This window comes from Proteus sp. TSJ240517, from assembly GCF_047921575.1.
GTDB lineage: Bacteria > Pseudomonadota > Gammaproteobacteria > Enterobacterales > Enterobacteriaceae > Proteus.
Genome location: NZ_JBLRMH010000010.1, coordinates 130,702 through 145,319, shown reverse-complemented (window position 1 = coordinate 145,319; position 14,618 = coordinate 130,702). Strand labels below are relative to the sequence as shown.

11 protein-coding genes are annotated in these 14,618 nt (G+C 39.5%); 3 read left to right on the top strand and 8 right to left on the bottom strand.

Annotation, left to right across the window (positions count from 1 at the left end; translation table 11 throughout):
• The first annotated feature begins 57 nt into the window (after nucleotides 1–57).
• The 3 genes from caiC to caiE all read left to right on the top strand — a co-directional run bounded on the left by caiC (nucleotide 58) and on the right by caiE (nucleotide 3,110).
• Nucleotides 58–1,614, top strand: coding sequence for a crotonobetaine/carnitine-CoA ligase (gene caiC / locus ACNARN_RS16290; RefSeq protein WP_198620625.1), 1,557 nt, complete (start codon nucleotides 58–60; stop codon nucleotides 1,612–1,614).
• A 77-nt stretch (nucleotides 1,615–1,691) separates the two neighbouring features.
• Entirely contained in the window at nucleotides 1,692–2,477 is a 786-nt protein-coding gene (gene caiD, locus ACNARN_RS16285) for a crotonobetainyl-CoA hydratase (RefSeq protein ID WP_198620545.1), read from the top strand.
• A 39-nt stretch (nucleotides 2,478–2,516) separates the two neighbouring features.
• The gene (gene caiE / locus ACNARN_RS16280) at nucleotides 2,517–3,110 is read left to right on the top strand and encodes a carnitine operon protein CaiE (protein ID WP_416304701.1); all 594 of its coding nucleotides are present in this window, start codon (nucleotides 2,517–2,519) and stop codon (nucleotides 3,108–3,110) included.
• Nucleotides 3,111–3,181: 71 nt separating this feature from the next.
• Here caiE and caiF read toward each other — a convergent pair whose 3' ends face one another.
• The 8 genes from caiF to ACNARN_RS16240 all read right to left on the bottom strand — a co-directional run bounded on the left by caiF (nucleotide 3,182) and on the right by ACNARN_RS16240 (nucleotide 14,583).
• On the bottom strand, nucleotides 3,182–3,574 hold the full coding sequence (gene caiF, locus ACNARN_RS16275; RefSeq protein WP_100158920.1) for a carnitine metabolism transcriptional regulator CaiF: 393 nt from the start codon (nucleotides 3,572–3,574) through the stop codon (nucleotides 3,182–3,184).
• A 573-nt stretch (nucleotides 3,575–4,147) separates the two neighbouring features.
• The gene (gene fsa, locus ACNARN_RS16270) at nucleotides 4,148–4,810 is read right to left on the bottom strand and encodes a fructose-6-phosphate aldolase (RefSeq protein ID WP_416304700.1); all 663 of its coding nucleotides are present in this window, start codon (nucleotides 4,808–4,810) and stop codon (nucleotides 4,148–4,150) included.
• A 288-nt stretch (nucleotides 4,811–5,098) separates the two neighbouring features.
• Nucleotides 5,099–5,710 carry a lytic polysaccharide monooxygenase gene (locus ACNARN_RS16265; protein ID WP_416304699.1) on the bottom strand — a complete coding sequence of 204 codons (612 nt, stop codon included), beginning with the start codon at nucleotides 5,708–5,710 and terminating at the stop codon, nucleotides 5,099–5,101.
• A gap of 387 nt (nucleotides 5,711–6,097) precedes the next feature.
• A complete protein-coding gene (locus ACNARN_RS16260; RefSeq protein WP_416304698.1) occupies nucleotides 6,098–8,929 on the bottom strand; it encodes an RHS repeat domain-containing protein in 2,832 nt (943 codons plus the stop codon).
• 203 nt (nucleotides 8,930–9,132) lie between these two features.
• Nucleotides 9,133–9,489: a hypothetical protein gene (locus tag ACNARN_RS16255; protein ID WP_416304697.1), complete on the bottom strand. Its 357-nt coding sequence runs from the start codon at nucleotides 9,487–9,489 to the stop codon at nucleotides 9,133–9,135.
• Nucleotides 9,486–9,875 carry a M15 family metallopeptidase gene (locus tag ACNARN_RS16250; RefSeq protein WP_416304696.1) on the bottom strand — a complete coding sequence of 130 codons (390 nt, stop codon included), beginning with the start codon at nucleotides 9,873–9,875 and terminating at the stop codon, nucleotides 9,486–9,488. Before ACNARN_RS16250 ends, ACNARN_RS16255 begins: the two co-directional genes overlap by 4 nt.
• Nucleotides 9,872–10,189 carry a phage holin family protein gene (locus ACNARN_RS16245; protein ID WP_109373279.1) on the bottom strand — a complete coding sequence of 106 codons (318 nt, stop codon included), beginning with the start codon at nucleotides 10,187–10,189 and terminating at the stop codon, nucleotides 9,872–9,874. Before ACNARN_RS16245 ends, ACNARN_RS16250 begins: the two co-directional genes overlap by 4 nt.
• A gap of 62 nt (nucleotides 10,190–10,251) precedes the next feature.
• Nucleotides 10,252–14,583, bottom strand: a complete 4,332-nt coding sequence (locus ACNARN_RS16240) for a SpvB/TcaC N-terminal domain-containing protein (protein ID WP_416304695.1) — start codon at nucleotides 14,581–14,583, stop codon at nucleotides 10,252–10,254.
• Nucleotides 14,584–14,618 lie beyond the last annotated feature (35 nt).

Below are 14,618 nucleotides of genomic sequence, written 5' to 3'. Positions count from 1 at the left end.
CAGCACTCCTTTCAAATCGTGTCTGAATTCACGGCAAAAGTATGGGATAACAGTTTAATGGATGTGATTGGCAAACAAAACTTACGTCAAATGTGGGATGATTTGGCAGAGGTTTATGGCACAAAAACAGCGCTAATTTTTGAATCCGCACAAGGACTCGTGAGACAATTTAGCTACAGTGAATTAAATGAAGAGATCAATAGAACCGCAAATCTTTTCCATGCTGGTGGCATAAAAAAAGGCGACCATGTTGCCTTACATCTTGATAACTGCCCTGAATTTTTCTTTTGCTGGTTTGGGCTGGCAAAAATTGGTGCTGTAATGGTGCCCATTAATGCGCGCTTTATGTATGAAGAGAGCGCATGGATAATCAATCACTGCCAAGCCCATTACGTGGTCACTCGTGATCATTTCTATCCGATTTACCAACCTATGTTGCAGGATGAACAAAACCCTTTAACGCAGCTGTTTTTAATTTCTGAAAATGCGATATCTACTGAAAAAGGGGTTGTAGATTTTTTAAAAGAAAAAGCCAAACATCCTGTTACGCTTAATCATCACACCCCATTAAGTGTGGATGATACTGCTGAAATTCTTTTCACATCGGGCACCACATCGCAACCTAAAGGTGTGGTTATCACGCACTATAACTTACGCTTTGCGGGTTATTACTCATCATGGCAAAACGCATTACGGGAAGACGATATTTATCTTACCGTGATGCCAGCATTTCATATTGATTGCCAATGCACGGCATCACTCCCTGCTTTTTCTGTGGGTGCCACCTTTGTTTTACTCGAAAAATACAGTGCAAGAGCCTTTTGGAAGCAGATCCTTAAGTATCAAGCAACAGTAACAGAGTGCATTCCAATGATGATGAGAACCTTAATGGCACAGCCCGTTTCATCAGAAGAAAAGCAACACAAATTACGCGAAGTGATGTTCTATCTCAATCTCGCAGATGAAGAGAAAGACGCCTTTATTGAACGCTTTAACGTGCGATTACTCACCTCTTACGGCATGACAGAAACTATTGTTGGTTTAATCGGTGATAGACCTGGCGATAAACGCCGCTGGCCGTCAATCGGTAGACCTGGTTTTTGCTATCAAGCTCAAATCAGAGACAAACAAAACAACGAAGTGCCTGATGGCGTTGTGGGTGAGATCTGCGTAAAAGGCGAACCTGGGAAAACCTTATTCAAAGAGTATTACAACCGACCTGATGCAACAGCTAAAGCATTAGAGCCTGAAGGTTGGTTACATACTGGTGATTATGGTTACCGAGATGATGAAGGTTTTTTCTATTTCGTTGATCGCAGTTGCAACATGATCAAACGTGGAGGCGAAAACGTCTCTTGTGTTGAGATTGAAAACATCATTAGTTCACATCCCAAAATTCAAGATGTGGCGGTTATTGGTGTACCTGATGATATTCGTGATGAAGCCATTAAAGCTTTTGTGGTGCTCGTTGAAGGTGAAACCTTGAGTGAAGAAGAATTCTTCCATTTCTGTGAGCAAAATATGGCGAAATTTAAAGTTCCCTCCGCGGTTGAGTTTAAAGAGGGTTTGCCGCGTAATTGCTCAGGAAAGGTGATCAAAAAGCATTTGAAATAAGCCATAGGTCGGTTTTAACAATCACCCAATAACCTCAATCATAAATGCTTATTTTTGATGACGAAAAGGAATACAACATGAGCCAATCATTACACCTAACAACGCGTGGTTCAGTACTTGAAATTGTATTAGATAGACCAAAAGCAAACGCTATTGATGCAAAAACCAGCCATGAAATGGGTGAAGTTTTTCTGCGTTTTCGAGATGATCCAAGCTTACGTGTTGCCATTATTACGGGCGCGGGCGAACGCTTTTTCTCCGCAGGTTGGGATTTAAAAGCCGCCGCAGAAGGTGAAGCGCCTGATGCAGACTTTGGTGCGGGAGGTTTTGCGGGTTTAACCGAGCTTTTTGATCTCAATAAACCCGTCATTGCGGCCGTTAACGGCTATGCTTTTGGTGGTGGCTTTGAATTAGCGCTCGCCGCTGACATGATGGTTTGTTCAGACAATGCTTCTTTTGCCTTACCAGAAGCGCAATTGGGCATTGTCCCTGATAGTGGTGGAGTCCTGCGTTTACCAAAACGTTTACCGCCTGCTATCGTCAACGAAATGCTGATGACAGGTCGTCGTATGAATGCAGATGAAGCTCTTCGTTGGGGTATTGCAAACCGTGTTGTCAGTTCTGCTGAATTAATGGATAGCGCACGCGAACTCGCCGATCAAATCGCTAATAGCGCCCCATTGGCTGTAGCAGCTTTAAAAGAGATTTATCGTGCCACCAGCGAGCTTTCTATTGAAGAGGGCTACAAATTAATGCGCAGTGGCGTATTAAAACATTACCCAAGTGTTTTACATTCAGAAGATGCCACAGAAGGGCCTCTTGCCTTTGCTGAAAAACGCACACCTGAATGGAAAGGACGGTAATTATTGTTAATCTCGATAATACAACAATGAGGAAAACTGATGAGTATCTACGCGTTTGAAGGTCTTGTTCCTGTGATTCATCCAACAGCTTATGTTCATCCATCTGCTGTATTAATTGGTGATGTGATTATTGGTGCTGGCGTTTATATCGGCCCTCTAGCTTCACTAAGGGGAGACTATGGACGCTTGATTGTTGAAGCAGGCGCAAACCTTCAAGACGGTTGTATCATGCACGGTTATACCGATATGGACACCATTGTGAGAGAAAATGGACACATTGGGCATGGTGCAATCCTTCACAGTTGTATTATCGGGCGTGACAGTTTAGTCGGTATGAATAGCGTGATTATGGATGGTGCCGTCATTGGTGAAGAAAGTATTGTTGCCGCCATGAGCTTTGTAAAAGCGGGTTTTAAAGGACAACCGCGACAAATGTTAATAGGAAGCCCTGCAAAACATGTGCGTGATATTACCGATCAAGATATGGAGTGGAAACGGATGAACACCCGTGAATACCAAGATTTAGCGGTACGTTGTCGCCAAAGCTTGGTAGAAACAACACCTTTAACGGCGCCTGAACCTAATCGCCCACGTTTACGTGGCACAACAAACGTTAAACCTAAAGGTCAGTAACAAATAACGACAGGCGTCATTAACGCCTGTCGAATTTATTCGATTTTTTGAGTAAAACTTAATTTCTCAGATTAGCGACGTTGCGATTTCGACAACATCCATTGCCATTTTTGCTCATGGTTTAATCCATGAGGGATCATCGTTGCCAATTTTTCAGGTGAACTTTGACTGCTTTTACCTTGAATATGTCCTTTTATGCGAGAATAAAGCTGAGGATCGATATGACTCACTTTGATCATACGTTGGCATTGGCAACCTCTGCCTTCAAGCTGATTAGGCACGCTTTTTGTTTCACATTCAATTTCTTTTACATCAGAAAGAATGTAAGAAACGATATTAATCGCATTGCATTGAGGAATATCGAATTTTTTCGCGATCTCTTTTGCACTTACCCAGCGCTCTTGCTCTTGAACCCAATCAGCAATTGACAGATAGAGTGGTTTATTCATGTATTCTTCACACATATTTACTCCAGTATCACAAATAAAGTTTTATTTATCGCTAAATAAAGATAATAACTGAATATGTTAATTATCATTGCACCGCGGAGTATCGGTTTTCCCTGTTAATATAGGTAAGTTAACTACCCCATCAATATAATATTAGTTTATTTTTTAACAACCAAACTCTTTAATTAACACACCTGTCACAATTTATTATTTTGTTATTAAAGCAAAAGTAATAACAATTAAACCGAGTAAAAACAAAAAATTAATTAAATATTAAAATATAAAAAACACCTCAAGTAATCAAAAATAACTTATTGATATAAAAGATATTTTTAACAACAAAACAAAAAATAAATAGATTGTATTAATAATCCATTTATAGACTAACATTATAGTAATAGATCTAAATTTAGATTGCCAGAAAGGTGGCTTATTATTAGATGTAAATCAATAATCGTTTATTTTAAGCTATATTAACCTAGTTATTAATACATTAGTAAAAGTGAAGATAAATATCTACATACGCAAAAATCGATAAATTAAGTGCTATATAGCGATATAGCACTTAATCTCATATTATTAATTTGATTATAAAGAACGACGCTCAAATGCAGTTTGCCAATCGTCAGCAAATCTATTCACAGCATCGTCAACCACAGGTGAACGGATAATTGAGTAAGCAAGCTCAATCGGTAATGTCACCGAAGAAGCTCCTGCTAATAAACAATCGACCACTTGACGTGGTGTTTTAAAACTCGCGGCTAGGATTTTTGTGGGTAAATTATGCATGGTAATCAGCGTTTGTAATTCCTTTACCACTCTAACCCCATCAGAACCTTGTCTATCCATTCGATGCACATAAGGCGCAATATAGTCAGCGCCTGCTAATGCCGCCATTAAACCTTGAGAAACACTGTAAATCGCCGTGCCTAATACCAGCATATTTTTTTGTTTTAATTGTTTAATGGCAACTAAACCTGCTTCAGTAACCGGTATTTTAATCACGGTATTATCGGCAATATTCCCAAGATGCAATGCTTCTTCAATCATGGTGTCCACATCACTGGCAATAACCTGCGCAAATAGACGACCTTTACCGCCCATAGCGGCTTTTAATTCAGGTAATAGGGTTTCAATATTTTGTGCGGATTTAGCAATAATGGAAGGATTTGTGGTCACACCCGCAATAGGAAGAACTTGAGAGAGTTTTCTGACTTCGTCGATATCCGCTGTATCTAAATAGATTTCCATAATCGCACCTTAATGATGTTGGTTTTAAGCTAAATAATTATAGATATAACATAGAAAATAACATTGTGAGCGGTGGATTTCTAGTCGATTTAATGAAAATAGCGCCCATGTTAAGGCACTATTAATTGAATAACGATAATAAATAGTTGTTTTTTATTTAATAAAAAATATGAGCTCTAATCTAAATTTAAAATTTAGATTGAGAATTTATTTATATTTGAAAATAAACAGTATTAAAAATAATACTATTATTGATATTAAATAATTATTTACATTAAGTTAAATTGATTACTCTTTAAATTCAGCATCAATCACTTGATAAAATGCATTCCCTGTATCTGCAATATCCCAAACTCCTAAAATAACTTGATACCCCGTTCTTTTTGGTATATTGCAGTTTAATTCTACTGTTTTCATTGGTACTGTTCCATTATCAAATCGCTGACAAAAAGGGGTTAAATCAAAATCATCTCGAGTAAGCGGTTTATTGGCATCCCACTCCGGTTTAGTAATAAAAAACCGCCATGAAGCGGTACTATGTGGGGCTGTTAATGTCCATTTAAAGGTATATTCTCCGCTTTTTATATCAACTTTATGCCAACGGTCGGCACTTTGTTGATTTAATTGAGAAAATTTAGCTTTTCCTCCACTCGCAATTTCGCCATCTTTAGGCCCCGTCTCAGGAAATCCCTTAGGGCCTTCAACAGATTGTGGCTCATATTGTATATCGCCACAGTTTTTATTTAAGTTGTTGCCTTTGGATGAACAAAGAAAAGCTCTGCTAGGTGGCTTATCTATATAACCATGTTTTAGCGTCACATCGGCTAATGCCGTTGAGATAAAACCCACTGATGATAATAATAATGTTGCAGTAAATACCATAAGTTTATTTTTCTTCATAATAAAGCCTCAATAATTATTAATAAATGTTTTTAAATATAATGATTGCATCAATCACATTAGATATTAGTCGAAAATAGATAATTGAATATCCATTTATTAAGAACTGTGAGCAATATCGCGATTTAATTTAATATTAAAATGGAACTAACACTGTTATTTAATATTTATTAAATAACTATCAATCATAAAAATAATAAATTTAATTATTTTTAATACTTTATTTTATATTTTATTAATAAAACTAAAATCATCAACATAAGATAAAAACAACCCAAATGAGACAGGAAAACTGTCTCACTGGACTGCCTTTTTTGGGTCTACTCTAAGTAGACATTATTATCTAATTACTCATATCCCATGAGCTGAGTAAAAAATGATGGTGCCTTAATCAACTTTATATACCGATAAGGATTTGTTTTTATTGAAAACCCTCTTAGCTCTTTCATAAGTTACATTTTTTAGCTGAGGATATTCATCCGAATACATATCACGGGCAAAATCTTTCCATTCACTTTCACTTTCAAATTGGCCAGCCATATAATATATAAACTGTATTGCCTCCTCTTGATCCTCAGGAGGACGTGACGTAGGATTTTTTGTGAACTCTGCTTGAGTAATTTCTGGGTTTGCAGCCTTATTCATCCTCATAAGTAACTCTTCTGCTTTTCCTGTCGGAAGACGCTTCTGTTGTTTATTGATAATATGTTCAGTCCATTTATATAAGTCTGAAGTTACATTTTGGAGGCAAAAATTTTCAGAATCTAAATCTCTGGTAAGGTAAGGAGTCATAAAATCATATAAATTTCCTCGTTCTTTGTTCTGATTAACTAAATCTTTAGGTGGTCGCCTGAAACCTTTTGATTTACGCATGATATTGCTTCCACCGGATAGAACGCCTTCAGGCTGTAAGTCAATATACAAAGCGGCTAATTTAGTCATCGTTTCATTAAACTGTTCTCCTTGTAACGTACGCATTCCACCTCTCCCTGTTTCAACAATTCCTACCAGACGTTCAATAGTGTTAATAATTAGTTCGTTTTTGGAATTAGAAACATTCAACTGGGATTGCCTGCCTGATTCAGATGCGCCAAAAGTACCACTAACGGTGGATATATCGTTTGAGGAATTGCGCTCTCTTCCACCAGCTCTAATTGCATTTAATCTTTTGAACATCAAGCCATTGTCATCAATATACGATACCGGATTCCCTTTCACCATGCGGTATAAATTAAGCCCATCAATCGTACCTGCGGGATCAGCACTTAACCAACGGCCAATCCACGGCTGATAATAACGATAACCGTAGTAATACATGCCTGTAGAGTCTTTTTCTTTACCTGAATAACGAATGGTTTTGTAATCAGCCTCCACTGCATTTTCGCTAGACCAAATCGCAGTTCCCCCATAAGGGTAATACTCCTCATAACTGACTAATTGCCCTTGACCATCGGTTTCTAATCCACTGTTACCCACACCGTCATCATAGCTATAACGCAGTGAATTATTTTCAATTCCTTTCGGTGTACCAATCTCCCAACACAATGCTCTGACTTTTGCACTAGTACCCGTCTTAACGCTCACTACCGCATATTTTTCCGTCACAGGATTATCATTCACTTCCCATATTTCAATATGCGGTAAATAGTGAGTAGTGACTCTTTCTAAATGACCGTTAGCAGTTTTACGCCCGCGTATTTTCGTCACACGTTGGCTCGCACTGTTATATTGATAGGTTTCCCTTTCATAAAAGTGTCCACCTTCACTGATATCATTTGTCTCTTTCAGATGATTACGGCTATCCCAAATAATGGCATCGCCATTTAACAGCTTGATTAAATTACCACTCTCATCAAAATAGCTATCTACGTTTTGAGGTTCTGAACACTGTGACTTTAATAAGGCGCGATTAGTTTTATTAGATACGGTAATATCTTGGGTAAAATTTTGTTGCGCAATAGGAGAGTTATGGCGAATTTGCGTTAAATTACCACCTCTGTCATAAGCGTATAAACGGGTATAATTGGTATAGCTTTGTGCATCTTTCACTAACGTGGTAATAGTTTGAGATTGCATAGATGCGGGTGTTTGCTGATTGGCAGATTCACGACCTGTTGCACTCACTAATTGATACAGAGAGTCATACACATAACGATTTTCAGGCACGATTTTCTGATTACGCCAGTAGCGAGTCGCTTCAGCATCATTTTTCAGACAAATAATATTGCCGACAGGATCGTACTCATAACGCAGATCTTGCATAATCTTCGCACCCAAAACATGCCCTTGAGGACGCTGGGTTTTGACATGCAACAAACGTTGGGTTTCAGGCTCGTATTCATAAGTGGTAACTAATCCATTACCATTCTCTTCACGCAGTTTTTGCCCCGCTGCTGAATAAGAAAGTGAACGCAAAATAGTTTGTTCAGATTGCCCTTTTAAGGTCAACCAAGTTTGTTTTACAAATCCTGCAATATCATAGGCGATACGGCGTTTATTCCCCTTTGCATCCGTCTCTTCTAATACCGCGCCTGTTGCATCATAAGTATATTGAGTGATAAATTTTTCAGCTCGCTCAATACTATCATCTTCATTATCTGAATCCCAGTTAATATAACTACCGTAATATAATTGTTGCGTTTCGGATAACACGGCTCCTAATAATGAAAAGCTATCGACTGTTTTTTTTCCTGCGGTATCATAATGTTCAATACATTTTCCTACCTGATTTTGTACGATGCCTTCATCTAATCCTTGTCCCCATTTAAATTTTTGTACTACGGCAATACTGCTTTCACCCAGTGTTCCTTCTTTGACTTGTTCTAAATAGCGCTCAAAGCGTTGATCTGAATATTCATAAGTTGTAACAGTACCTTTGCCATTAATCTGTTGTGCAACAGTGCCTTCAATATCATTGAGATTAACGTGACTACCATTATCAATGCCTTTTGAGAAAGATAATGCCCCACCTAAACTCACTATTTGTTGAATATTCGGTTGTATTGCTGAATTTGATTGTTGTGTTTCATACAATCTTGCATCAATACTTTGCTCTAAATAACCACGCGCGTGATAATGGTGGCGCGTAATACGCTCATCCGTTTGGTTAATTGCATCAGGATGACGGCAATAGCTAATTTCACGGATTGTTGATCCGCGATTATCACGAACCACCACCGTTGGCGTTCGTGTATGTAATTGTTGATTTGATTTATTCATAAATCTTTCCTTAAATTGTTTTGTCAATTTATTAACTTGTTGATGATAATAATGTTTCTATCGCCTTTTTATCAGTATTGCATTTTTCTAAAACCAATATTAAACGTGCCACATAATCAGGGTAATCTCCCCACACTTGCACATTAAAAAACGGTGCTGAGCAAGGCTGTAACAGGTGTGAAGGCACATATTTCTCAGGTACTTTAACGATGATTGAAGGCGTTTTGCTGCAACTGGATAACAGCGTCAGGCACAGGCTCATTAGCACAAGGCGTTTGAGCCAGAAGTAACCGTAACTCTTGGCGTATAGCATGATTTTCTTCCTCTAAATAACGTTGTTCCTCTTGTTGGTGCGTGAGTGTTTCAGAGACTTTTTCTGCTTGTTCATGCCACTGCAATAACTGTAATTGCAGTGTGCGTTGCTGATATTCAAGCTGACTATTTTGTTCCGATAACTGATTAATTCGATTGTGTTGATAACGGATCACCAACAATGTGACGACAATAATCAGCAACACCCCGCCTTTCACGCCTAGGCGTAAAAAAGCGGCAATATTCATGGGTATACCTCTCGACAAAGCTCGTAATGAGGCCCATCACGAAACGACACCCAATCACCTCCCCAATTAATTGAAATACCTAATTGTTCAGCAGCTTTCTTCATCGCTTTTGCTACTGATCCAAACGCTGACCAATCTTTCCAAGGAATAACACCATTCACTAACGGAACAATATCCACTGCATGCCCAGTTAAATGACGACTATTGAGCGTTTTGCTTTTACCTTCTTTCATTAACTCTTTTTGTCGAATCAATGAACGCACACCTTCAATAACGACAAAATCATACTCACTGAATGTCAGAGCCAGATAAACAACGCGGACTAAATCTTGATGTACGTCGTTTAGGTTGTTTTGGCTACGTTGACTTAATGTATAGGTATTCATTTAGGCTCCTTAAGGTTATTCATGCCAAAAATACGATTCCATAGCCAAATCAACGTCGTGCTCCCCATTGATCCAAAAAGCCCTGCAATCATGTAAGACATATAGCGACTTGCACCACTTTCAAAACTTAATAATCCGCCTAATAATCCTGTAAACACTGAAATCACGATCTGGCTACCAATGCCACACCAAGACCACTTAATTTGTTTTTGTCTAATTTCCATTAAATACCTCACGATACCTCCCCAGGCTGAAAATCCACCGATAATCATCCAAGCCAGCGCATCGCTTTCAGATGGGATTGCTACCAGCATAATAAAATTCCTAAATAGAGCGGATTAAACGACATTGTTAATTAATCCGCGTAATAAATAACCTACACTAAGGTGTCATTTTCATCTTCCTGAACCACAAACCACGGCGTCATTATCGTATGACGGCGATATTGTTTTGCAGTAATCACTTGATATAAATGACCTAATGCATCGTAATAATGGGTATCCGCAAAACGATTAGGTTGAGATGAACTTTCCGAAACATAACGCCAATCATTCAGAAAATAAGGCTGATAAACGCGCTTTACATTCCCTTTGTTGTCATATTCGGTTTCACCTGAAATTGCCCAACGTGTTGTGGTACTTTTTTGTTGTGCCTGTTGTGCACGATCAACCACTAACTCACCTTTTTCACTACGCAAAAAGGACTCACCCGCTTCCACTCTGACAGAAGTTTGCAGTAGGCGTCCCAAACCATCGCTAAAGGCGATTTGTTGGCGAATTTGCTGTTGTGGATCGCTGTCATAACGGTCTGTCATGATTTGCAGCGCGTGAGGTGGCATTTTTGAGGATGCTGACATCCAACTGTCAGTCACATACACAGAACCAGAAGCAATAGGCAGTGTTGATGTCAATGCTAACGCTTCATCAACATTCGTTGGCATCACAAAAGATTTATCGCTATAACCACTTTGTTTACCGTTTTCAGTGCCTGAAAAACGGGTTGTAGTGACTCGTCCAAAACCATCAAAGGTCACCTGATGAATATTTTTGTTTTCATCAGTAATAGAGTTAGGTGATAAAAAACGCCAATCATAAGTAAGATGGAAATCTTGTGTATTTAAAGGTGACTCTTTCCCCATTAACACACAGAATTGCTTATCCCATAACAGTATATAATCGCAAGAAAGCTCAGATTTTTTATACACTAAAGGCTTATAAAATTGTGCTAATGAACCATAGGCTTTGATACCTAATAACGGTTTTACCCACAGTTTTTTGCCTTTTTCTGATGTGTCTGCAAATAAGTAATCTTTTTGCTGATAACCCGCATTTTTCATCACTTCATCCAGTTTTAAATCTGGATAAGGTTGTGAAATGATTTTGGCGGTTTCTTCGTCTAATTCTGCGGTTTCGCTATACGCTAAACGCACAGGGAAATCGGGTTCTGCTAATGTCGCATTACCACTCGCATCCAGATAAGCAAGCTGTTGTTGCCCAGCAAATACCGAAGCTGATTTTTGCGTGAGCAAATTATTACTCGCTAATAAGGCTTCGACATTCAGGCCTTCTTTCGGCTGTTTTTCCGCACCGAATGTCCAACGATCTTGGCGACTGGCGTTGGTGATCGCGAGCTGATAAACCTGTTTTTCAGGATGAACAATATGATGGCAAGTCTGACGCGATAAACCTAAACGCAATGTATGTTGTTGCTCATCATAACTTGATGCCCATAACGTTTCAGGCAAGCTTTCATAATGCTGATAAGGATTTTTTGCACCTTTAGCGCGTCTTGGATAATCAATTGCAACCGCTTTGGTCACAACACCATAGGCGTCTTGCTCTAATGTGATTTGTTGATGACAAGACGGATCAGCTGCAATTCGTTCATAATGGTATGTACGACTTTCCACCACTGAAGGCATCACCACGGGTGAGCGCCCTTGCGCTTCAATTAAACGCACTTGCGGGCGTTGTTCCGTAACGGTATAAGGCACATCAGATACAACGATATTGTCTAATCCATAGACCTCTTTTCTGAACAGTTGACCTTGCAGTCCACGCTCAAGCCAATAGGCGTGTTCTTGACGCACTGTGTTATCACACGCCTTTTCGTCGCTCCCTTCATCTTGGGTAAAGCGTGGTGAGAAGTGAGGAAATGCCACATTATCGCCTTGCCAAAACTCATTAAAAAACTGGTTATCAACTAAGGATTTACCCGTTAAAAACCACTGACGCGTTAACACACTTGGCGTTTTATCCGTGGTGTTTTCTTCACTTTTAAATAACTCGGCATTAGTGGCTTCTACACAGCCAAAACCACGAAACTCTTTTTCTTTACCATCCCAAACACCATGGCGATAATTTAGAGTCTGTGTGAAACGGCTTTGGGTAATTTCATCCACCGTTTCAGTTTTCCAAAGCGTATGCAACGCGAAAGGTAAATGGCTAACCGCTTTAGCTTCATTTTGTTGTTGGCGAGTTGATTTTTCATCTAACCAATATTGCGCCGAACTACGGTAATGCAAATTCTGAATAAGCCCCATATTGTTATTAATCGATGTTAATAACCACGGCTTTTTATTTTGTAACGAAAGCACCCAATGCTGTGGTACAGGATACAATTTCGTCAATAAAATACTGGCCACACCAAGACCTTGCACATCCGCCACTTGTAGCTGGCAATGGCTATCAAAACGCACATCTTTAGGTAATGCGATATCATCACCACGTACAAATTGATTGCCACTTTGGTTAAAATACACTTCTAAGTGGGTCGATTGGGCGTAAATAATATCCGTTGTGCCACTACCATCTAAATCCGCTAAATAGAGTTGATTAGGATTAAATTTGAGACGATCCGCAGAAAAACCAGGAATAGTAATAGGTGAACTAAATTTACCCTCACCTAAATGCACCCAACAGGTTACACCTTGATAATCCACTTTAATTAGATGTTGTTGACCTGAACCCAACACGTCACTAAATGCCACTAAGGTACGTCGATTAACGTTTTTAATCGGCAACGTCACCCCTTCTGTTTGCATCACCTCTTTGCTTTTTTTCCAGCCTTGCGCAGAGCCCGCATAAAGACGAATACTGCGAGGACCAATTAAAGCTAAATCAGCAAAACCACTGCCTGTTAATGAAGTAATTTCAGCGTTAGGATGAAAATATTCTATCGGTAGTGCATCAAGTGGCACAAAGTTGAGCCAATTTTCTGCATTGGTTTCATCTTGAGTGTAATAACCACTCACATCACCTTGGGTAACTAACCATTCCAGTTTTCCATCACCCGTCACGTCGGTCAGCATGGCTGAATTTCGCAATGACGGAATAACAGGAAGCTTTTTCGCTTTATCCCATGTTATGGCATTAGAATTTTGCTTATCTTCTTTTCTAATCGGTGCGCGATACCACCAAGCACCGCTATCTTGATAAAGTACCCCCGCAAGCCCTTCGCCAAATAGATCGACATATTGATAAGGTTGTTGTGGCGTAAATGAAGCAAGTTCATCAAGTGATTGCCACTGTGCTTGTTGAGTCGCACCGACCCTTTGCCAATCAAATTTTACTGGCGGTAATGTCACTAACGATTGAGTGTCTTTATTATCATTAAACGCTGATTGTTGTGCTGAAACTAAAACAGCCCCTGATGCTGACTCATCATAAGTGAGCGTTAATCTGGCAACTAATTCTGGCGTTTCTGCTAGTGGTGTTTGTTTTTCTAAACTTTCAATACGGTGATACATCAGCACTTGGCGACATAAACGACGCGTACGAACTTCAAAACCGTAATGGAAAAGTGAAAAACAGTCTTTACGCAATGCCCATGTTGAATTGCTCTGCCACTGAGGATAAGTTGCTAATGCACTACTGCGCTCATCGTAATCAAACACCAACGTAAACAAGGCATTTTTAGGTAAGGTGTTATCCGTTTTCGTACATGAAAAAGCACGCTCACCGATAGAATTACCGTAATAAACCTTATCTAAATAACGTTGTGTATTGGCATTGGTATGTGATTGAATTTCTTGTTTATCGCAGCCTTGTTCGTCTTCAGGGCGATAGTGATATTCAATTTGTTCACCTGTTGCTGAAACTGAAGCATTTAGGTTCCATTGGGCGATATGCGCACTGTTTTGGCTATCTACAATCTGTGCTGTGGTTTCATAACCAAATAAATGTGCATCCCCATTTGCGCTATACATTACCCAAAATTGGGTTGGTGTATTCGCTGGTGCTTTGCTGTCATTGAGTGACCAATATTCGAAACGACTAAAGCTTTTTTCAATACGAGAACGATACGTCGTCACTTGATATTGATGAGCGAGTTTTACGCCAAGTAACTCATTACGTTGTGCTGTTTCAATTTCGCCTTTTTTATTAATCATCGGCACAATAACTTCGCCATCAGCGCCAACAAACTCATCTAATTGAGTATAAGTTGGTACACCTTTTGTCGTACGACGGCGAATCGACATCACCCCCACAGACCAACCAAAACCAAACGTGCCATTACCGGCCTGATTTTGATACGTTAAGCCTAAAGAAGGGGCATAACCACGGCCTTGGCTAATGGGCAACGGCAAGCTAAAAGTGGCTGCACCATCAGGGCCAACGGCGCCCATATTGCCGGTTAATCCTGTGACTGCACCGCCCCCTTTGGGTAAATTTGGCGCATCAAAGGTCAATTTCTCTGAATTTTGCATGTAGAACTCCTGACAGGCTCCCTAAGGAGCCTGTA

Excerpts from the sequence above, each read along its gene's own strand:
- caiD (WP_198620545.1), top strand. The coding sequence starts at position 1,692 with ATGAGCCAATCATTACACCTAACAACGCGTGGTTCAGTACTTGAAATT.
- ACNARN_RS16265 (WP_416304699.1), bottom strand. The coding sequence starts at position 5,710 with ATGAAGAAAAATAAACTTATGGTATTTACTGCAACATTATTATTATCA.
- ACNARN_RS16240 (WP_416304695.1), bottom strand. The coding sequence starts at position 14,583 with ATGCAAAATTCAGAGAAATTGACCTTTGATGCGCCAAATTTACCCAAA.
- ACNARN_RS16245 (WP_109373279.1), bottom strand. The coding sequence starts at position 10,189 with ATGCTGGTAGCAATCCCATCTGAAAGCGATGCGCTGGCTTGGATGATT.
- ACNARN_RS16260 (WP_416304698.1), bottom strand. The coding sequence starts at position 8,929 with ATGAATAAATCAAATCAACAATTACATACACGAACGCCAACGGTGGTG.
- fsa (WP_416304700.1), bottom strand. The coding sequence starts at position 4,810 with ATGGAAATCTATTTAGATACAGCGGATATCGACGAAGTCAGAAAACTC.
- ACNARN_RS16255 (WP_416304697.1), bottom strand. The coding sequence starts at position 9,489 with ATGAATATTGCCGCTTTTTTACGCCTAGGCGTGAAAGGCGGGGTGTTG.
- ACNARN_RS16250 (WP_416304696.1), bottom strand. The coding sequence starts at position 9,875 with ATGAATACCTATACATTAAGTCAACGTAGCCAAAACAACCTAAACGAC.
- caiF (WP_100158920.1), bottom strand. The coding sequence starts at position 3,574 with ATGTGTGAAGAATACATGAATAAACCACTCTATCTGTCAATTGCTGAT.
- caiC (WP_198620625.1), top strand. The coding sequence starts at position 58 with ATGGATGTGATTGGCAAACAAAACTTACGTCAAATGTGGGATGATTTG.
- caiE (WP_416304701.1), top strand. The coding sequence starts at position 2,517 with ATGAGTATCTACGCGTTTGAAGGTCTTGTTCCTGTGATTCATCCAACA.